The following is a 15,540-nucleotide window of genomic DNA, read 5'->3' on the forward strand; positions in this document are numbered from 1 at the left end:
CTGCCGGTGGCGCCTCGAATCCCAAGAGGTACATGCGACGCGTGGCGCTCTTTTCCACGTTTGGCGGCCTCCTCTTCGGTTACGACACCGGCGTCATCAACGGTGCCCTGCCGTTCATGCAGCGGGACCTCGGCCTCACCCCGCTGACCGAGGGGCTGGTGACCTCCACCCTGCTGTTCGGCGCGGCCTTCGGCGCCATCTCGGCGGGCAGGCTGTCGGACCGCTTCGGCCGGCGCAGGACCATCATGGGGCTCGCGATAATCTTTGCGGTGGCCACCATCGCCTGCTCGCTCTCGCCCAGCACCGAACTGCTCGTCGCCTCCCGCACCCTTCTCGGCCTTGCCAACGTCGTCAACGGCGTGACCTCGGTGGCCGCCGTCGTCGTCGGGATGTCCCTCATGTCGCGCTTGCCCCGGAAGTCCATGCTGATCGCTGGCCTGACCGGCACGGCAGGATCCTTGCTGGCCATCGGCATCATCTCCATGCTCATCCCGGAAGGCACCCTCCGCGGCTATCTGGTGCTGCTGTTCATGGTGACGTTCCTCGCCTCGATGCAGTCGTGCATCGGCACCGTGACGTGGCTGACCATGGCCGAAATCTTCCCGCTGCATGTCCGCGGCATTGCCATGGGCATCTGTGTCTTCGTACTGTGGATGATCAACTTCCTGATCGGGTTCTTCTTCCCGCAGATGGTGTCCTGGATTGGCGTCTCCGCGACGTTCTTCATCTTCGTCGGGCTCCAGCTGGCAGCCATCGTCTGGGTCAAGCGCGTGGTCCCGGAGACCAAGGACCAGAGCCTGGAAGACCTGGAACACTTCTTCAAACAGGCGGCCGCCAGGGAACCCGCCACCGCCTAGCTCCAACGCAGCAAGCCCCGCCCGGGTTCGTTCCGGGGCGGGGCTTTCTGCGTGCTGTCTGCGTTCCCGCGCGGGGGTGCAGAGCTAGAGCGCGGCGTGCAGGCGGGGGAGGGCGTCGACCAGCGGCGCCAGTTCCGGCACCTCCTGGGCCTCGGCCAGTGCCCGCTCCAGCGTGGCGTCGTGGACCGGCCTGCTCTGCTCGAGCAACGTGATGCCGCTGGGAGTGAGCTCGGTGTAGATCCCGCGGCGGTCATCCGCGCATAGGATCCGGGTCAGCAGCCCGCGGTCTTCGAGCCTGTTGACCAGGCGCGTGGTGGCGCTCGCGCTCAACGCGGTGGCGCGGGCCAGCTGCTGCATCCGCATATGCCAGCCGTCCTGCCGGCTCAGCGCGTCCAGCACGGTGTATTCCACCACGGAGAGCTGCGCCTCGGCCTGCAGGGAACGCTCCAGCTCGGCCTCGATCAGCCCGTGCAGGGCCGCCAGGGTCCGCCAGCCTTGCGCCCGGACCTCGACGGCGTCGTCCTTGATGCCCATCAGGTGTTTCCCTTCAGCTCGTGTGCCCGGCGGGGTGCTGCCGGGCACATCAAATAATAGTTGCTTGCGCGCTGTATCTGCTTGTGCAACAATAAATAACGCGTCTGCAACTACTAGCTTACGCGCCATACCCCATCCCGTACAGCTTTGTAAGGAGCACCTCCATGCCTGTTGGCCTGATAGCCCTCGCCCTCGGCGGGTTCGGCATCGGACTCACCGAGTTCGTCATCATGGGCCTGCTGCCGCAAGTGGCCGCAGACTTCCGCGTCACCGAGGCCACTGCCGGCTGGCTCATCTCCGGCTACGCGCTCGCCGTCGTGGTCGGGGCGCTTGGCCTCACTGCGGCCGTGACGCGGTTCGAACGCAAGCCTGTGCTGGCCGTGCTGATGGTGCTCTTCATCGCGGGCAACCTCGTCTCGGCGCTCGCGCCCGACTATTCGATGATGATGGCCGGCCGCATCATCGCCGCGCTCTCGCACGGCGCGTTCTTCGGCATCGGCGCGGTGGTGGCCGCCAGTATGGTGGCGCCCACCAAGAAGGCCGGGGCGATTGCGATCATGTTCACCGGCCTGACGGCGGCGAATGTGCTCGGTGTCCCGTTCGGCACCATGCTGGGACAGGCCGCCGGCTGGCGCTCCACGTTCTGGGCGATCACGGTCATTGGCGTCCTCGCCCTGGCCGGCATTCTGGCCCTGGTGCCGAAGACCGGCTCCGGCGACGCCGCTGGCAGCCTTCGCGGGGAACTCCGCGCCTTCCGGTCCGGACAGGTCTGGCTCTCCATCCTCGTCACCATCCTCGGCTACGGCGGCATGTTCGGCGCCTTCACCTACATTGCCTTCACCCTCACCGAGGTCACCGGCTTCTCCGCCACCACGGTCCCGTGGTTGCTGATCCTCTTCGGCGTCGGGCTCTTCATCGGCAACACCGTCGGCGGCAAGGCGGCCGACAAGAATGTGGACCACACGCTGCTCGTCGTGCTCGCCGTCCTGGTGGTGGTGCTCGTGGTCTTCGCCCTGACCGCCGGCAACCAGCCGGTGACCATCGCCTCCATGGTGTTGCTGGGCGGCTTCGGCTTCGCCACGGTTCCGGGCCTGCAAATGCGCGTCATGAAGTACGCCAGCAGTGCTCCCACCCTGGCCTCCGGCGCGAACATCGGCGCCTTCAACGTCGGCAATGCCTTGGGCGCCTGGATGGGCGGCGTCACCATCACCGCCGGCCTCGGCTACACCTCGCCCATCTGGGCCGGCGCCGGAATTACCCTGCTGGGCCTGGCGGTGATGGCGTTCGCTGCGGCTCACGCCAAGAAGCCCGACGCCGACCTGCCGGCGGCCGGCGAGTCCACCGTTCCCGCCGCAGCAGCGGCGGAATCCAGCACCGACCTTCCGGCCACCGAGGCTGCAGCCGTTGCCCGCTGACCGCCCGACCACAACAACAGGAGACACCATGAACTCGATCCCCAATATCGTCCTCAACAACGGGGTACGCATGCCACAGCTGGGCTTCGGCGTCTTTCAAATTCCCGACGCCGAGACCACCGAGGCGGTAGCAGCGGCGCTCGCGGCCGGCTACCGGAGCATCGACACGGCCGCCATCTACGGAAACGAGACCGGAACTGGCCGCGCGCTCGCCGAATCCGGGATCGGCCGGGAGGACCTGTTCATCACGTCCAAGCTCTGGATCGACGACCTCGGCTACGAGCCGGCCCTGGCTGCTTTTGACGCCAGCCTGGACAAACTGGGTCTCGACTACCTGGATCTTTACCTGATCCACTGGCCCGCGCCGGCATCGGACCAGTACGCCGACTCCTGGCTGGCACTTGAGAAACTCCTTGCCGACGGCCGGGTCAGGGCCATCGGCGTCTCCAATTTCGAGCCGGGACACCTGCAGCGGCTCATCGACCTCGGCGGAACGGTGCCGGCCGTCAACCAGGTGGAGCTGCACCCGGCCCTGCAGCAGCACGCGGTGACGGTGTTCAACGCGGCGCAGGGCATTGCGACGGAGGCCTGGAGCCCGCTGGCCCAGTGTGCCCTGCTGGCAGATCCGGCCCTCCGGGAGATCGCCGCCCGGCACGGCAGAACCCCGGCGCAGATCATTCTGCGCTGGCACCTGCAGCAGGGAAGGATCGTCATCCCGAAGTCAGTGACGCCGGCCAGGATCCGGGAGAACCTGGAGGTTTTCGGCTTTGATCTTGCCATGGGCGAACTGGAAGCCGTGAATTCCCTGGAGCGAAACGGACGCACCGGACCACACCCGGCCACGTTTAACGGCTAACCGTCCGGGCCTGTGCGGCCTAGCGGCCTAACTGCCGGCCCAGCCGCCGGACTGGCGGCCGAACGGCAGCCGCGGGTCCAGGTCCTGGCCCTCCCAGGTCTGGCGGATCCAGCTGTGGTGCGGGTCATCGCTGATCAGCCAGTCGCGGACCGGGCCCGGGCCGGCCATGACGTTGAGGTAATACATGTCGTAGCCGGGGGCGGCCATGGCGGGTCCGTGCCAGCCGTAGGGCACCAGGACGACGTCGCCGGTCCGAACCTCGGCCGCAACGTCGATGGGCCGGTCGTCGGAGGCGTAGACCCGCTGGTAGCCGATCGCGTCGTCGGCGCCGGGCCGCTGCGGCGCTCCGGGCGTCACGCGGGTTTCGAAGTAGTAGATCTCCTCGAGGCTGGTCTCGCCGTCCTTTTCCTCATCGTGCTTGTGCGGGGGATAGGAGGACCAGTTTCCGGCCGGGGTGAGGACCTCGCAGACGATGAAACGGTCCGCCTCCAGCGCGGCGGGGGTGCCAAAATTGTGCACCTGGCGGGAGCAGTTGCCTGCTCCACGCAGTTCCACCGGCGTCTCGGCGGCGGTGATGAGGCGGGTCGGGTAGGAGGCTTTGGCCGGGGCGGTGGCTACCGCCACGCGTCCGCCGTCGGCCGAGGTGATGGTCACTGCCTTGGCGGCTCCGGTGTAGAGCACATCGCTGGGGCCGCTGAAGACGCTGTCCCGACCGGCCAGGGGATAGTCCTGCCCGTCCACGGTCGCCACAAAGGAGCCGTTGAGCGGGATCACGATGCGTTCCTCCGCCGCGGCGTCCAGCGCGACGGCGCCGCCGGCCGCCAGTGTGGCGACCTTCAGCCCGGTGTGCGCCCAGCCGTCCACCTCCAGTCCCGAATCTGACGTCCCGATGGAAATGTCCCACTTGCCTTCGGCGGCGGTGCCGAGCGGATAGACCCAGTTGGCCATGGAAGCTGCCCTTTCGTTGTCGCGCCGGAGGAAGGCGCGTGTGTTGTGCGGGGGTGGAGCCGGTGGCGCCCGTCGCTGAACTCTTATCTTTGAACCAGTGTCATTTCGAAGCTGTAGGAATCCGCCCGGTAGACGTGGTGGCCGGTTTCCACATTGCGTCCGGTGTCGTCCACGGCGGTCCGCTCCATGGTGACCAGGGCGGAGCCGGGCGTGGTCTCGAGCAGCGGCGCCTGGTAGTCGTTGGCGATCATGGCGCCGATCCGCTGCGAGGCGAGGCGGAAGTTCACGCCGCCGTTGCGCAGGATGGCGTAGAGGCCCTGCGAACCCAGGCTCGCCTCGTCGATGGCCGTGATGTCGTCCCGCACCCAGTTCTCCATCAGGGCCAGCGGCTTGCCGCCCACTTTCCGGAGCCTGGTGAAGTGGTAGACCTTGGCGCCGGCCGGAAGGTGCAGTGCTGTCCGGGTCACGGCGTCCGCCTCCTCGTGCGAGAAGCTGAGCACGTCGGTGGTGGGCTTGCTGCCGTTGTTGCTGAGGTCGTCGTAGAGGCTGGACAGTTCCAGCGGGCGGCGGACCTGGCTGGAGACCACCTGGGTGCCGACGCCGCGCTTGCGGACCAGCAGGCCGGAGCGGACCAGCTCATCCATGGCTTTGCGCATGGTGGGCCGGGAAAGGTTCAGCTGGGCGGCCAGGTCGATCTCATTTTCCAGCCGGCTGCCGGGTTCCAGCAGCCCCGTGTGTATCGCGGCCTCGATGCCCTGCACCACTTGGTGGTACAGCGGCACTGGGGAAGAGCGGTCGATCCGCAGATTAAGTTGATTCGTCACTGGGCGTGCTCCCTTGTGCTCCGCGGCGGCCGAAGTGCCGGCCTATCCGCGCATGTCAGGCTATGTTCGCTTGATAGGACATACTGCCTTTTTCTGATAGTAGCAGGGCCGCCACGGGCAGCCAAGGGCCACCCTGAGGGGCCGGGGGTGTAGGGGCCGGGCGGACGCGTTCGGCATGGTCAGGTCCGAAAATTTGTCGACTCTTCGGCATTGTGTTACGTCAAAACATCCTAATGTCAGGACAAACTATTGACAACTGTGATTGGAGTCACCATGATCGGTTGTAGATGGCTCATGGACCGACGCGATGAAGCGGCCGGCGTGGCCCGGAATCAAAGGAGATTGATCGTGACCAAGTTCTCGTGGCGGAAGGCGACCCTCGTGGCGGCCGTTGTACCCATGCTGGCCCTGAGCGCGTGTTCCAGCACCGGCGGGAAGCCCGCAGACTCAGGCAATGCGGCTGGCGGAGGCCAAGTTGCCACTACAGACCGGATCAAGATCGCCCTGATCACCCATGCAGCAGCAGGTGACACCTTCTGGGACATTGTTCGCAAGGGCGCCGAGGAAGCATCGGCGAAGGACAACGTTGAGCTCCTCTACACGTCGGATCCCGAAGCCGGGCGCCAGGCCCAACTCATCCAGCAGGCTATCGACCAGAAGGTCGACGGCATCGCGGTCACGCTCGCCAAGCCTGAAGCCCTCAAAGACGTCCTGAAGAAGGCCACGGACGCCGGCATCCCCATTGTGAGCCTCAACGCCGGCGAAGGGGTCTCCCAGGCGCTCGGAGCCTTCACCCACTTCGGCTCCAACGAGCAGCTCGCCGGTGAGGCAGTCGGCACCCGGCTCGCGGCAGAGAACTTCAAGCACCCGGTCTGCGTGATTCAGGAACAGGGCCACGTGGGACTTGAAGCACGCTGCGCGGGCGTCAAGGCGAAGGTGCCTGGAACGGAGATCCTTTACGTCGATGGCAAGGATATGACCTCCGTTCAGTCCACCGCGACGGCCAAGCTCCAGGCTTCCAAGGACGCCGACGTCATCATCGGCCTCGGCGCCCCCATCACGCTGACTCTCCTCAAGTCGGTCACCGACGCCGGCAGCTCTGCCAAGGTTGCAAGTTTCGACCTGAACGCGGATCTCGCCCAGAAGATCGCGGATGGTGCAGTTCTGTTCACCGTGGACCAGCAGCCGTGGCTGCAGGGCTACGGAGCCGTCGACGCCATCTGGCAGAACAAGCGCGGCGGCTTCAAGATCGGCGGCGGCCAGCCTGTGCTGACGGGCCCGGCGGTCATCGACAAATCAAATGCGGCCGATGTCCTGACCTTCGCCCAGCAGGGCGTCCGCTAACAGCCCGCTGGCCGGGCCGGTTCGCGCCGGCCCGGCAGCAAGGAGAATCATCATGACCATCACCCAGACAAAGACAAAGTCGCCGGCGCCCGATGAGCGCGTCGCCAAGCGCAGTCCGTTCCAGAAACTGCTCGGACGTCCCGAGGTCGGTGCCCTGGTAGGCGCGATCGTCCTCTTCATCTTCTTCGCGTTGGTGTCCCCGACCTTTACCCAGCCCGGTGCCCTGGCAACCATCCTGTACGGCAGTTCCACGATCGGGATCATGGCGGTGGGGGTGTCCTTGCTCATGATCGGCGGGGAGTTCGACCTCTCCACCGGTGTCGCGGTGATCACCTCGGCGCTGACGGCGTCGCTGTTTAGCTGGTACTTCACCACGAACGTCTGGGTCGGCGTCGCCCTGGCCCTGGTGGTCTCCTTGTCCATCGGGTTCATCAACGGGTGGATCCTGATCAAGACCAAGCTGCCGTCCTTCATCGTCACCCTGGCCACGTTCCTGATGCTGACCGGCCTGAACCTGGGCCTGACGCGCCTGATCGGCGGCTCCGTGTCCTCACCCTCGATCTCCAACATGGACGGCTTCGCCTCCGCCCGGGCGGTCTTCGCCTCCTCGGTGAACATCGGCGGCGTCGACATCAAAATCACCGTGTTCTACTGGTTTGCGCTGGTCGCGGTGGCCACCTGGGTGCTGATGCGGACCCGGGTCGGGAACTGGATCTTCGCCGTCGGCGGCGACGCGAACGCGGCCCGCGCCGTGGGTGTGCCGGTCAAGGCCACCAAGATCGGCCTGTTCATGGCCGTGGGCTTCTGCGCCTGGGTCCTGGGCATGCACAACCTCTTCGCCTTCGACACCGTGCAGTCCGGTGAGGGCGTGGGCAACGAGTTCCTCTACATCATCGCCGCGGTGATCGGCGGCTGCCTCCTCACCGGCGGCTACGGCTCGGCGATCGGCGGCGCGATCGGGGCGTTCATCTTCGGCATGGCCAACAAGGGCATCGTCTACGCCCAGTGGAACCCGGACTGGTTCAAGTTCTTCCTGGGCCTGATGCTGCTGCTGGCCACCATCGTCAACCTCATCGTCAAGCGCCGCGCGGAACTGAAGTAAAGGGGCCCGGAAAAATGAATGCCAAAGAGATCGACCAGCAAACGTTGCTCCAGAACGAAAAAGACCCACTCACCCACACCCCCGTGCACCTGCTCTCCCTCGACGGGGTCGCCAAGCACTACGGGAACATCATCGCCCTGTCCGATGTCACCATGGCAGTGGACAACGGCCGCGTCACCTGCGTGCTGGGCGATAACGGCGCGGGCAAGTCCACGCTGATCAAGATCATCGCCGGCCTGCACCAGCACGACGCCGGGATCCTGAAGGTCATGGGGGAGGAGCGGAAGTTCAGCTCGCCCCGTGACGCCCTCGATGTGGGCATCGCCACCGTCTACCAGGACCTCGCGGTGGTGCCGCTGATGCCGATCTGGCGGAACTTCTTCCTCGGCTCGGAACTGACCTCTGGATTCGGCCCGTTCAAGAGCATGGACGTCGAAAAGATGAAGGAGATCACGCTCAAGGAACTCGCCGCGATGGGCATCGACCTGCGCGACGTGGAGCAGCCCATCGGCCAGCTCTCCGGCGGTGAACGCCAGTGTGTCGCGATCGCCCGTGCCGTGTACTTCGGCGCGAAGGTCCTGATCCTGGATGAGCCCACCGCGGCCCTGGGCGTAAAGCAGTCCGGCGTGGTGCTCCGCTACATCCTGCAGGCCCGCGACCGCGGCCTCGGCGTCATCTTCATCACCCACAACCCGCACCACGCCTTCCCGGTCGGGGACCGCTTCCTGTTGCTCAAACGCGGCAAATCGATCGGCTACTACGACAAGAAGGACATCACCCTCGACGAACTCACGGCCCAAATGGCCGGCGGCGCCGAACTCGCCGAACTCGCCCACGAACTTGAACAACTCGGAGGCCACGGCGACGTGGTCAAGGAAGTCCAGAGCGAAGTCGCCGACGTGTCCCAGACCACCGGCAAGACCTACGAGTAACTGCCGTCCCAATTCCTGAAAGGACAAGCCTTTGGCTTACCTCAACCGCAACCCGTCCGACGTCGCCCTGCCCGTGCGGATCGGGCTCATCGGCTCGGGCTGGATGGGCGCCTTCCACGCCGAGAGCATCGCCCGCCGCGTCCCCGGTGCCGTCCTTGCCGCCATCGCGGATCCGAACCTTGAATCCGCCGAAGCGCTGGCCGGCGCGCTGGGCACCACGAAGGTGACCGCCGACGCCGCCGACCTCCTGGCCGACCCGGAGATTGACGCGGTCGTCATCGCCAGCCCCGCACGCTTCCACTCCGCCCTGATCAGCCAGGCCGCAGCCGCCGGAAAGCACGTCTTCTGTGAGAAGCCCGCGGGCCTGGGGCTCGAGGAGCTCGACGCGGCCCTGGCCGCCGTCGAAGCCGCCGGGGTGCACTTCCAGATCGGCTTCAACCGCCGGTACGCCGCGGACTTCCAGGCAGCCAAGAAGGATCTCGCCGCCGGAATCGCGGGGGAGCCGCAACTGCTGCGTTCGCTGACCCGGGACCCGGGCAGCGGAAGCATTGGCCACGCCGCAAGGATCCCGGCGTGGACCATCTTCCTCGAAACCCTGATCCACGACTTCGACACCCTGAACTGGTTCAACGAAGGCGCCGAACCGGTGGAGGTCTACGCCGTCGCCGACGCGCTCGTGGAACCGGGCCTGCGGGACCAGGGCTTCCTGGACACCGCCGTCGTGACCATCCGGTACAGCAACGGCGCAATCGCCGTCGCAGAGGCGAACTTCAGCGCACTGTACGGCTACGACATCCGTGGGGAGGTCTTCGGCTCGCGCGGCATGGTCCAGGCCGGCCGCGCCACCGAAACCGCCGCCCGCCGGTACACCGCCGAGGGGATGTCCGCCGACACCCCACGGCTGAACGTCGAGCTCTTCCGGCAGGCCTACACGGACGAGCTCGTGGACTTCGCCGACGCCGTGCGCGCCCGGCGCGACGGCCGCAGTGACGATACAGCGCCGGCGTCGAAGCCGTTCACGCTCACGCCGGGAGCCAATGACGCCCGGCGCGCACTGGCCATGGCGCTGGCCTGCATCGAGTCGGTCAAGCAGGGCACGCCGGTGGCCGTCAACGAGAGGGCGGTCCTCTGATGCGGCTCGCCGTCTGCGCTGAGATGGTCTTCACGGACCTGCCGTTCACGGAGCGGGTGCGCCGGCTCCACGAAGCCGGCTTCGACGTCGAGCTCTGGGACTCGCGGTCCAAAGACATCGGCGCGCTCAAGGCCACCGGGGCGGTGTTTTCGTCCATGACCGGATACATCTCCGGCAGCCTCGTGGATCCCGACACCGCGGACGACGTCGTGCGGACCGCCGAGTCCCTGATCCCTACTGCCCTGGAGCTTGGCGTCAGCCGGCTGGTGGTCCACCCGGCGGAACTCGTCGACGGCCACGCCGCCAGGCCGGTCTACCGGTCCAGCGGCCACATGTGGGCCACCGGCGCCCGGACCCTGGAACGGCTCGGGCAGCTCGGTGAGAAGTACGGGGTGACGTTCTGCCTCGAGAACCTCAACACGATCCTGGATCACCCCGGTATCCCGCTGGCCCGGGCCAAGGACACGCTGGCGCTCGTGCAGGCCGCCGGGCACCCGAACGCCAGGCTCATGCTGGATCTGTACCACGCCCAAATGGGGGAGGGGAACCTGATCGAGCTCGTCCGCAGTGCCCTGCCGTACATCGGCGAAATCCAGGTGGCGGACGTTCCCGGCCGCTGTGAACCCGGAACCGGGGAAATCAACTATGCGGCCGTCGCCAGGGCGCTCGCGGAGGAAGGCTACGAAGGGACAGTGGGCATGGAAGCCTGGGCCAGTGGAGACAGTTACGCGGCCCTGGAGGCCTTCCGTTCAGCGTTCACCGTGACCGCCAAGGCAGCCGCATGAAGGACGTCGTTCTCGGACTCGTCGGGGTGGGGCGGATCGGCGTCATGCATGCCAACAACATCGCCGCCCTCAACGAGGTCATGAATCCGCAGGGCATCAACGTCCGGCTCCGGCTCACGGACGTCGCCGACGAGCATGCCCGGACGGTGGCCTCCGGTCTCGGCGCGGAATTCCTGCCGTCGGTGCAGGCGTTGCTTGGCTCCGGGCTCGACGGCCTGGTCATCGCCACCGGAACGGGAACCCACCCCGAACTCATCAAGGCGGGTGTGGACGCCGGGATCCCGGTCTTTTGCGAGAAGCCCGTAGCCCTGAACGTGACCGATGCCCTGCCGGTGCTCGACTACATCCGGGACCGGCAAGGCGTGGTCCAGATCGGGCATCAGCGCCGGTTCGACGCCGGCTACCTGGAAGCCCGCCGCGCCTACCAGGCCGGCGAGCTGGGCTGGATCCATTCCCTGCGCGCAGTCACCTGCGACATGACGCCGCCGCCGGTCGAGTTCCTGGCCGGCTCGGGCGGGTTGTTCCGGGACTGCTCGGTCCACGATTTCGACATCCTGCGCTGGCTCACGGGCCGCGAAATCGTCGAGGTGTACGCCAAGGGCTCCAACAACGGGGATCCGGCCATTGGCGAGGCCGGTGATGTGGATACGGCCCTGGCGCTGGTGACGTTCGACGACGGCACCGTGGGAACGGTTTCCGCCACCCGCTACAACGGGGCCGGCCACGACGTCCGGCTGGAAATCCAGGGCTCCCGGAGTTCGCTGATGGTGGGTCTGGACAACAAGGCGGCGCTGGCCTCCGCCGAAGCCGGGATCACGTTCCCCGCCGGGAAACCGCACCTGACGTTTGCCGAGCGGTTCGACCAGGCCTACCGCTCCGAGATGGCTGCCTTCGTGGAACTGATCCTTGGCCGCCGGGAGAACCCCTGCACCCCCGAAGACGCCGTGGCGGCGTCCCGGGTGGCCGATGCCGCGCAGGAATCGCTGGCCACCGGCGTGCCGGTCCGCGTGGCCCTGAGCGTCGCCAGGTGAGCGTGGCCGGGTGAGCGTCGCCGGGCGAGCACCGCCTGCTGAGCGTCGTCTGCTGAGCGTCGCCGGGTGAGCGCGGCCTCGGGCGAGGCCACCGGCCCGGATCGAATGCAGTGAAACGGAAACCCCGGAGCCCAGGGCTCCGGGGTTTCCGGTCTGATCTCAGGGCCGGGTCCGGCACACCTCCACGAAGGCCCGGAACGGCGCGAGCCGCTCCCCGGCGGGGAGTTCCAAGGCTTCGGGGTGCCACTGGACCGAGGCCACCCAGCGCTCCGGATCCTCCAGCGCCTCGACCGTCCCGTCCTCCGCCACGGCCGTCACCTGCAACCCACCGGCCACCCGGGCCACAGCCTGATGGTGACCCGAGGCGATCTTCACGCTTACGGCACCGGATCCGCTCCCGTACAGGGCGGCCACCTTGGAACCGGCCCCAACCGTCACCTCGTGCCAGGCCCACGGACCGGACCCGTGCGCCGGTGCGGGAACGAGGTGCGCCACCATTCCCGGCTCCATGTCCTGGACCAGGGTCCCGCCGTAGAGCACGTTGAGCAGCTGATGCCCACGGCAGATGCCCAGTACCGGCACCCCGGCATCGATCGCGTGCCGCGCCACCGCGAGGTCCAGCTCGTCCTGGGCATGGCTGACGTCGTAGCAGAGATCGGATTGTGTCTCGCCGTAGAGGCCGGGGGCGAGGTCGCCGCCGCCGGGAAGCACCACGCCGTCGAGAGACGCCAGCTTTGCCGCGGGACCGCCGTCGTGCATTCCGGCAGCGGTGAGCGGCACCGGTTCGGCGCCGCCCTCACGCAGCAACTCCACGATGTATCCGAACAATCCGTTGGCTTTCGCCACGCGCGGGTCCGGATCGGAGGAGCTGGTCAGGCGGACGGGAACGCCGATGCGCGGCCGGCCGCCAAGGAGGTTGCGGGAAGTCTGCATGCCTCATTCTGCAACATGATCCCGGACTAGGATTGCCAGATGAACGCCCGCTATCTCGTGTCCCGCAGCCGGTACATCGCCGCTGCCCCCAGTGCCATCTTCGACGTGCTCGCCACGCCCGCCCTTCACAGCGTGATTGACGGCTCGGGCACCGTCAAGGGCGCCCAGCCGCGCGGGCCCCGGCGGCTGTACCTCGGCGCCAGGTTCGGCATGCAAATGAACATGCGGGTGAACTACAAGATCCTCAATAGGGTCTGCGAGTTCGACGAAGGCCGCCGGATCGCGTGGCGGCACTTCTACGGCCACGTGTGGCGCTACCTGCTCGAACCATCCACTGGCCCTGACGGCACCGCCGGCACCTTGGTCACCGAACAATGGGACGCGCGGCCGGTCCGCGGCAAGAGCCTGCTCCGGCTGGCCGGCTACCTGCGCCGCCATCCGGCCAACCTGGAACAGACACTGGCCTTGCTCGACGCATACATGGCCGCGCACCCGGACTTGGGTAATGTGGATGGCAGCACGAAAGGCGACTGAAGGTGGGAACTGGGATGGGCCGCAGGACACTGGTCGACGATCTCGTCGACGGCCTGCTAAACGAAATCCTTGACGGAAAGCTCCAACCCCACAGCACGATTCCGCCGGAAGCAGACATCGCCAAGGCCTACGGCGTCAGCCGGCTGACCGTGCGCGAAGCCCTCAAGGCGCTCCGCGCACAAAACATCCTCTACGTGAAGGCCGGCAGGGGAACCTTCGTCAACCCCACGGACAACTGGACCGGCCTGGACGCGATCTTCAAGGCGGCCTCGCACGGCAACGCGGCCGAACAGGTCTCGGTGGGACTGATCGAGATGCGCCGCATGGTGGAGACCGGGGCAGCCGCGCTTGCCGCCAAACGCTACACCCCGGAGCACGCCGAGCGGATGCGCGAGTGCATTGAGGACATGAAGCGCTTCCACGAGTCCGGCGACCTGGACCGCTTCGTCGAAGCGGACATTGGCTTCCACGACGCCGTCCTGAGGGCTTCCGGCAACCCGTTCGTCCGTGCCCTGTTTGGCCAGCTGGGCCAGCTGCTGTACATCACCCGACGCGAAACGTCGGCCGTCGGCGTGATCCAGCAGCACGCCATCGATTACCACCAACGGGTCATGGACAGCATCCTCAGCGGCGACGCCGAGCGCTCGCGGCAGGCGATGGACGAGCACATGGACCAGACAAATGCTGACTACGAACGCTACGTGCGGGGCGCCAAGTCCTGACGTCCGCCCCCGGGCTCTTGACGTAACCCGAATCACATTCTAGCATCGTGCCTAGTTCTTGAATCAGATGTCTGACATCTGACTCAACAAGATTCCTGCAGCACGCGCTTCCAAGCGGGCAGGATGACCTACCCCAATCCACCGATTTCCTGGCCCGGCACAGCCGCAGGGCAGGAAACCACGTAAGAAGGTCGATGATGACTTCATTAGCCCCCAAGTCTTCCGGACTCGGCGAACTGGGCGACCGCACGCTCCGTAAGGTCCGCCGCCGCGTCATGCCCCTGATTGTCCTGCTCTACTTCGTTGCCTACCTGGACCGCAACAACGTCGGATTCGCCAAGCTCACCATGAGCGAGGACATTGGCCTGAACGCCGCTGCCTACGGCCTTGGCGCCGGCATCTTCTTCCTCGGCTACGCCCTCCTCGAGGTTCCCAGCAACGCCGGCATGTACCGGTTCGGCGCTCGCAAGTGGCTGGCCCGCATCCTGATCACATGGGGCATCTTCGCCACCGCGATGTGCCTGGTCAACGGTGAAACCACCTACTACATCATCCGGTTCCTGCTCGGTGCCGCCGAGGCCGGATTCTTCCCGGCGATCCTGTTCTACCTGACGCTGTGGTTCCCCGCCGCGCAGCGCGTCACCGTGCTGGGCATCTTCATCCTCGCCCAGCCCGTATCCAATGCGCTGGGCGCCCCGGTCTCCGGGCTCCTGCTGCAGATGGACGGCATCATGGGCCTCCAGGGCTGGCAGTGGCTCTACATCATCGAAGGCATCCCGGCGATCGCCCTGGGGCTGCTGACGCCCATCCTCATGACGGACCGCCCGCGGGACGCCAAATGGCTCAACGTCGACGAGCGCAACTGGCTCACCGCCACCATGGACGCCGAACTGGCGGCCAAGTCCCAGTCCGGGAAGCACAACTTCATGGCCGGGCTCAAGGACAAGCGCACCCTGGTCTACTCCGCCCTGTACTTCGGCCTGGTGTGCGGGATCTACGGTCTGGGCCTGTGGATGCCCACCATCGTCGCAGCCCTCGGCAAGTTCTCCACGGCTGAAGTCGGCTTCATCGTCTTCATCCCCTATGCCGTGGCCGCAGTATTCGTCTACTTCTGGAGCAAGCGCGCGGACCGGACCGGCAAGCGTGCCTGGCACTCAGCGGTCAGCATGGTGCTCGCGGGCGTTGGACTCCTCGCCGCCGGCTACCTGCTGCCGGTCAACCCGTTCCTCGCGATGGTCGGCCTGACGCTCTCGGCCATGGGGATCTACGGTGCCATTGCCCCGTTCCTCTCGATGCCCTCCGCGGCGCTCACCGGTGCGGCCGCCGCTTCCGGCCTCGCCCTGGTGAACTCCCTCGGAAACCTCGGCGGATTCGTCTCCCCGTACGCCGTCGGGCTCCTCAAGGACGCTACCGGCAGCAACCAAAGCGGGCTGCTGTTCCTCTCCCTCTGCCTGTGCCTCACCGCCGTGGCCACCTACCTCTACGCCCGTAAGCGCCCCGAAGGCGACGCCGCCCTGGACCCCGCGGTCGCAGCGGCCGCCGCCGTCGACACGGCCAAAGTACCCTGATCCCGAACTCCCTGAAGGAACCT

Annotated in this window: 16 protein-coding genes; 12 read left to right on the forward strand and 4 right to left on the reverse strand. The window is 66.7% G+C overall.

The features are described from left to right. The first annotated feature begins 32 nt into the window (after positions 1-32). Positions 33-857 (forward strand): MFS transporter, encoded by an 825-nt coding sequence (locus AC1DR1_RS13405; protein WP_476992728.1) that lies wholly within the window; start codon positions 33-35, stop codon positions 855-857. Positions 858-941: 84 nt separating this feature from the next. On the opposite strand, the gene AC1DR1_RS13410 is transcribed toward AC1DR1_RS13405, so the two are convergent. After that, positions 942-1,391 carry a MarR family winged helix-turn-helix transcriptional regulator gene (locus AC1DR1_RS13410; protein WP_229995911.1) on the reverse strand — a complete coding sequence of 150 codons (450 nt, stop codon included), beginning with the start codon at positions 1,389-1,391 and terminating at the stop codon, positions 942-944. A 164-nt stretch (positions 1,392-1,555) separates the two neighbouring features. On the opposite strand from AC1DR1_RS13410, the gene AC1DR1_RS13415 reads away from it, so the two are divergent. Both AC1DR1_RS13415 and AC1DR1_RS13420 read left to right on the forward strand, forming a co-directional pair. After that, a complete protein-coding gene (locus AC1DR1_RS13415) occupies positions 1,556-2,806 on the forward strand; it encodes an MFS transporter (RefSeq protein ID WP_229995912.1) in 1,251 nt (416 codons plus the stop codon). Positions 2,807-2,834: 28 nt separating this feature from the next. After that, entirely contained in the window at positions 2,835-3,662 is an 828-nt protein-coding gene (locus AC1DR1_RS13420) for an aldo/keto reductase (protein ID WP_229995913.1), read from the forward strand. A gap of 27 nt (positions 3,663-3,689) precedes the next feature. On the opposite strand, the gene iolB is transcribed toward AC1DR1_RS13420, so the two are convergent. Together iolB and AC1DR1_RS13430 are read right to left on the reverse strand one after the other, a co-directional pair. Beyond that, the gene (iolB, locus tag AC1DR1_RS13425) at positions 3,690-4,610 is read right to left on the reverse strand and encodes a 5-deoxy-glucuronate isomerase (protein ID WP_229995914.1); all 921 of its coding nucleotides are present in this window, start codon (positions 4,608-4,610) and stop codon (positions 3,690-3,692) included. An 83-nt stretch (positions 4,611-4,693) separates the two neighbouring features. Continuing rightward, on the reverse strand, positions 4,694-5,434 hold the full coding sequence (locus tag AC1DR1_RS13430) for a GntR family transcriptional regulator (RefSeq protein ID WP_229995915.1): 741 nt from the start codon (positions 5,432-5,434) through the stop codon (positions 4,694-4,696). A 348-nt stretch (positions 5,435-5,782) separates the two neighbouring features. Here AC1DR1_RS13430 and AC1DR1_RS13435 point away from each other — a divergent pair, with 348 nt between their 5' ends. Genes AC1DR1_RS13435 through AC1DR1_RS13460 form a run of 6 tightly spaced genes read left to right on the forward strand, consistent with a single transcriptional unit; the run spans position 5,783 to position 11,760 of the window. After that, entirely contained in the window at positions 5,783-6,778 is a 996-nt protein-coding gene (locus AC1DR1_RS13435; RefSeq protein WP_229995757.1) for a substrate-binding domain-containing protein, read from the forward strand. A gap of 52 nt (positions 6,779-6,830) precedes the next feature. Continuing rightward, entirely contained in the window at positions 6,831-7,880 is a 1,050-nt protein-coding gene (locus tag AC1DR1_RS13440; protein WP_229995758.1) for an ABC transporter permease, read from the forward strand. Between the two features lie 14 nt (positions 7,881-7,894). Next, positions 7,895-8,812 carry an ATP-binding cassette domain-containing protein gene (locus AC1DR1_RS13445; protein WP_229995759.1) on the forward strand — a complete coding sequence of 306 codons (918 nt, stop codon included), beginning with the start codon at positions 7,895-7,897 and terminating at the stop codon, positions 8,810-8,812. A 31-nt stretch (positions 8,813-8,843) separates the two neighbouring features. Next, the gene (locus AC1DR1_RS13450) at positions 8,844-9,944 is read left to right on the forward strand and encodes a Gfo/Idh/MocA family oxidoreductase (protein WP_229995760.1); all 1,101 of its coding nucleotides are present in this window, start codon (positions 8,844-8,846) and stop codon (positions 9,942-9,944) included. Then, positions 9,944-10,729, forward strand: coding sequence for a TIM barrel protein (locus AC1DR1_RS13455; RefSeq protein ID WP_229995761.1), 786 nt, complete (start codon positions 9,944-9,946; stop codon positions 10,727-10,729). Before AC1DR1_RS13450 ends, AC1DR1_RS13455 begins: the two co-directional genes overlap by 1 nt. Then, on the forward strand, positions 10,726-11,760 hold the full coding sequence (locus tag AC1DR1_RS13460; RefSeq protein ID WP_229995762.1) for a Gfo/Idh/MocA family protein: 1,035 nt from the start codon (positions 10,726-10,728) through the stop codon (positions 11,758-11,760). Before AC1DR1_RS13455 ends, AC1DR1_RS13460 begins: the two co-directional genes overlap by 4 nt. Before the next feature lie 159 nt (positions 11,761-11,919). Here AC1DR1_RS13460 and AC1DR1_RS13465 read toward each other — a convergent pair whose 3' ends face one another. Continuing rightward, positions 11,920-12,693 (reverse strand): gamma-glutamyl-gamma-aminobutyrate hydrolase family protein, encoded by a 774-nt coding sequence (locus AC1DR1_RS13465; protein ID WP_229995763.1) that lies wholly within the window; start codon positions 12,691-12,693, stop codon positions 11,920-11,922. A gap of 39 nt (positions 12,694-12,732) precedes the next feature. Here AC1DR1_RS13465 and AC1DR1_RS13470 point away from each other — a divergent pair, with 39 nt between their 5' ends. The 3 genes from AC1DR1_RS13470 (at position 12,733) to AC1DR1_RS13480 (ending at position 15,517) form a co-directional block, all read left to right on the forward strand. After that, complete coding sequence (locus AC1DR1_RS13470) at positions 12,733-13,227, forward strand: SRPBCC family protein (protein WP_229995764.1); 495 nt, start codon at positions 12,733-12,735, stop codon at positions 13,225-13,227. 14 nt (positions 13,228-13,241) lie between these two features. Continuing rightward, a complete protein-coding gene (locus AC1DR1_RS13475) occupies positions 13,242-13,949 on the forward strand; it encodes a FadR/GntR family transcriptional regulator (RefSeq protein WP_229995765.1) in 708 nt (235 codons plus the stop codon). Between the two features lie 194 nt (positions 13,950-14,143). Further along, a complete protein-coding gene (locus tag AC1DR1_RS13480; protein ID WP_414645539.1) occupies positions 14,144-15,517 on the forward strand; it encodes an MFS transporter in 1,374 nt (457 codons plus the stop codon). Positions 15,518-15,540 lie beyond the last annotated feature (23 nt).

Source organism: Arthrobacter sp. P4_F10 (genome assembly GCF_056401435.1).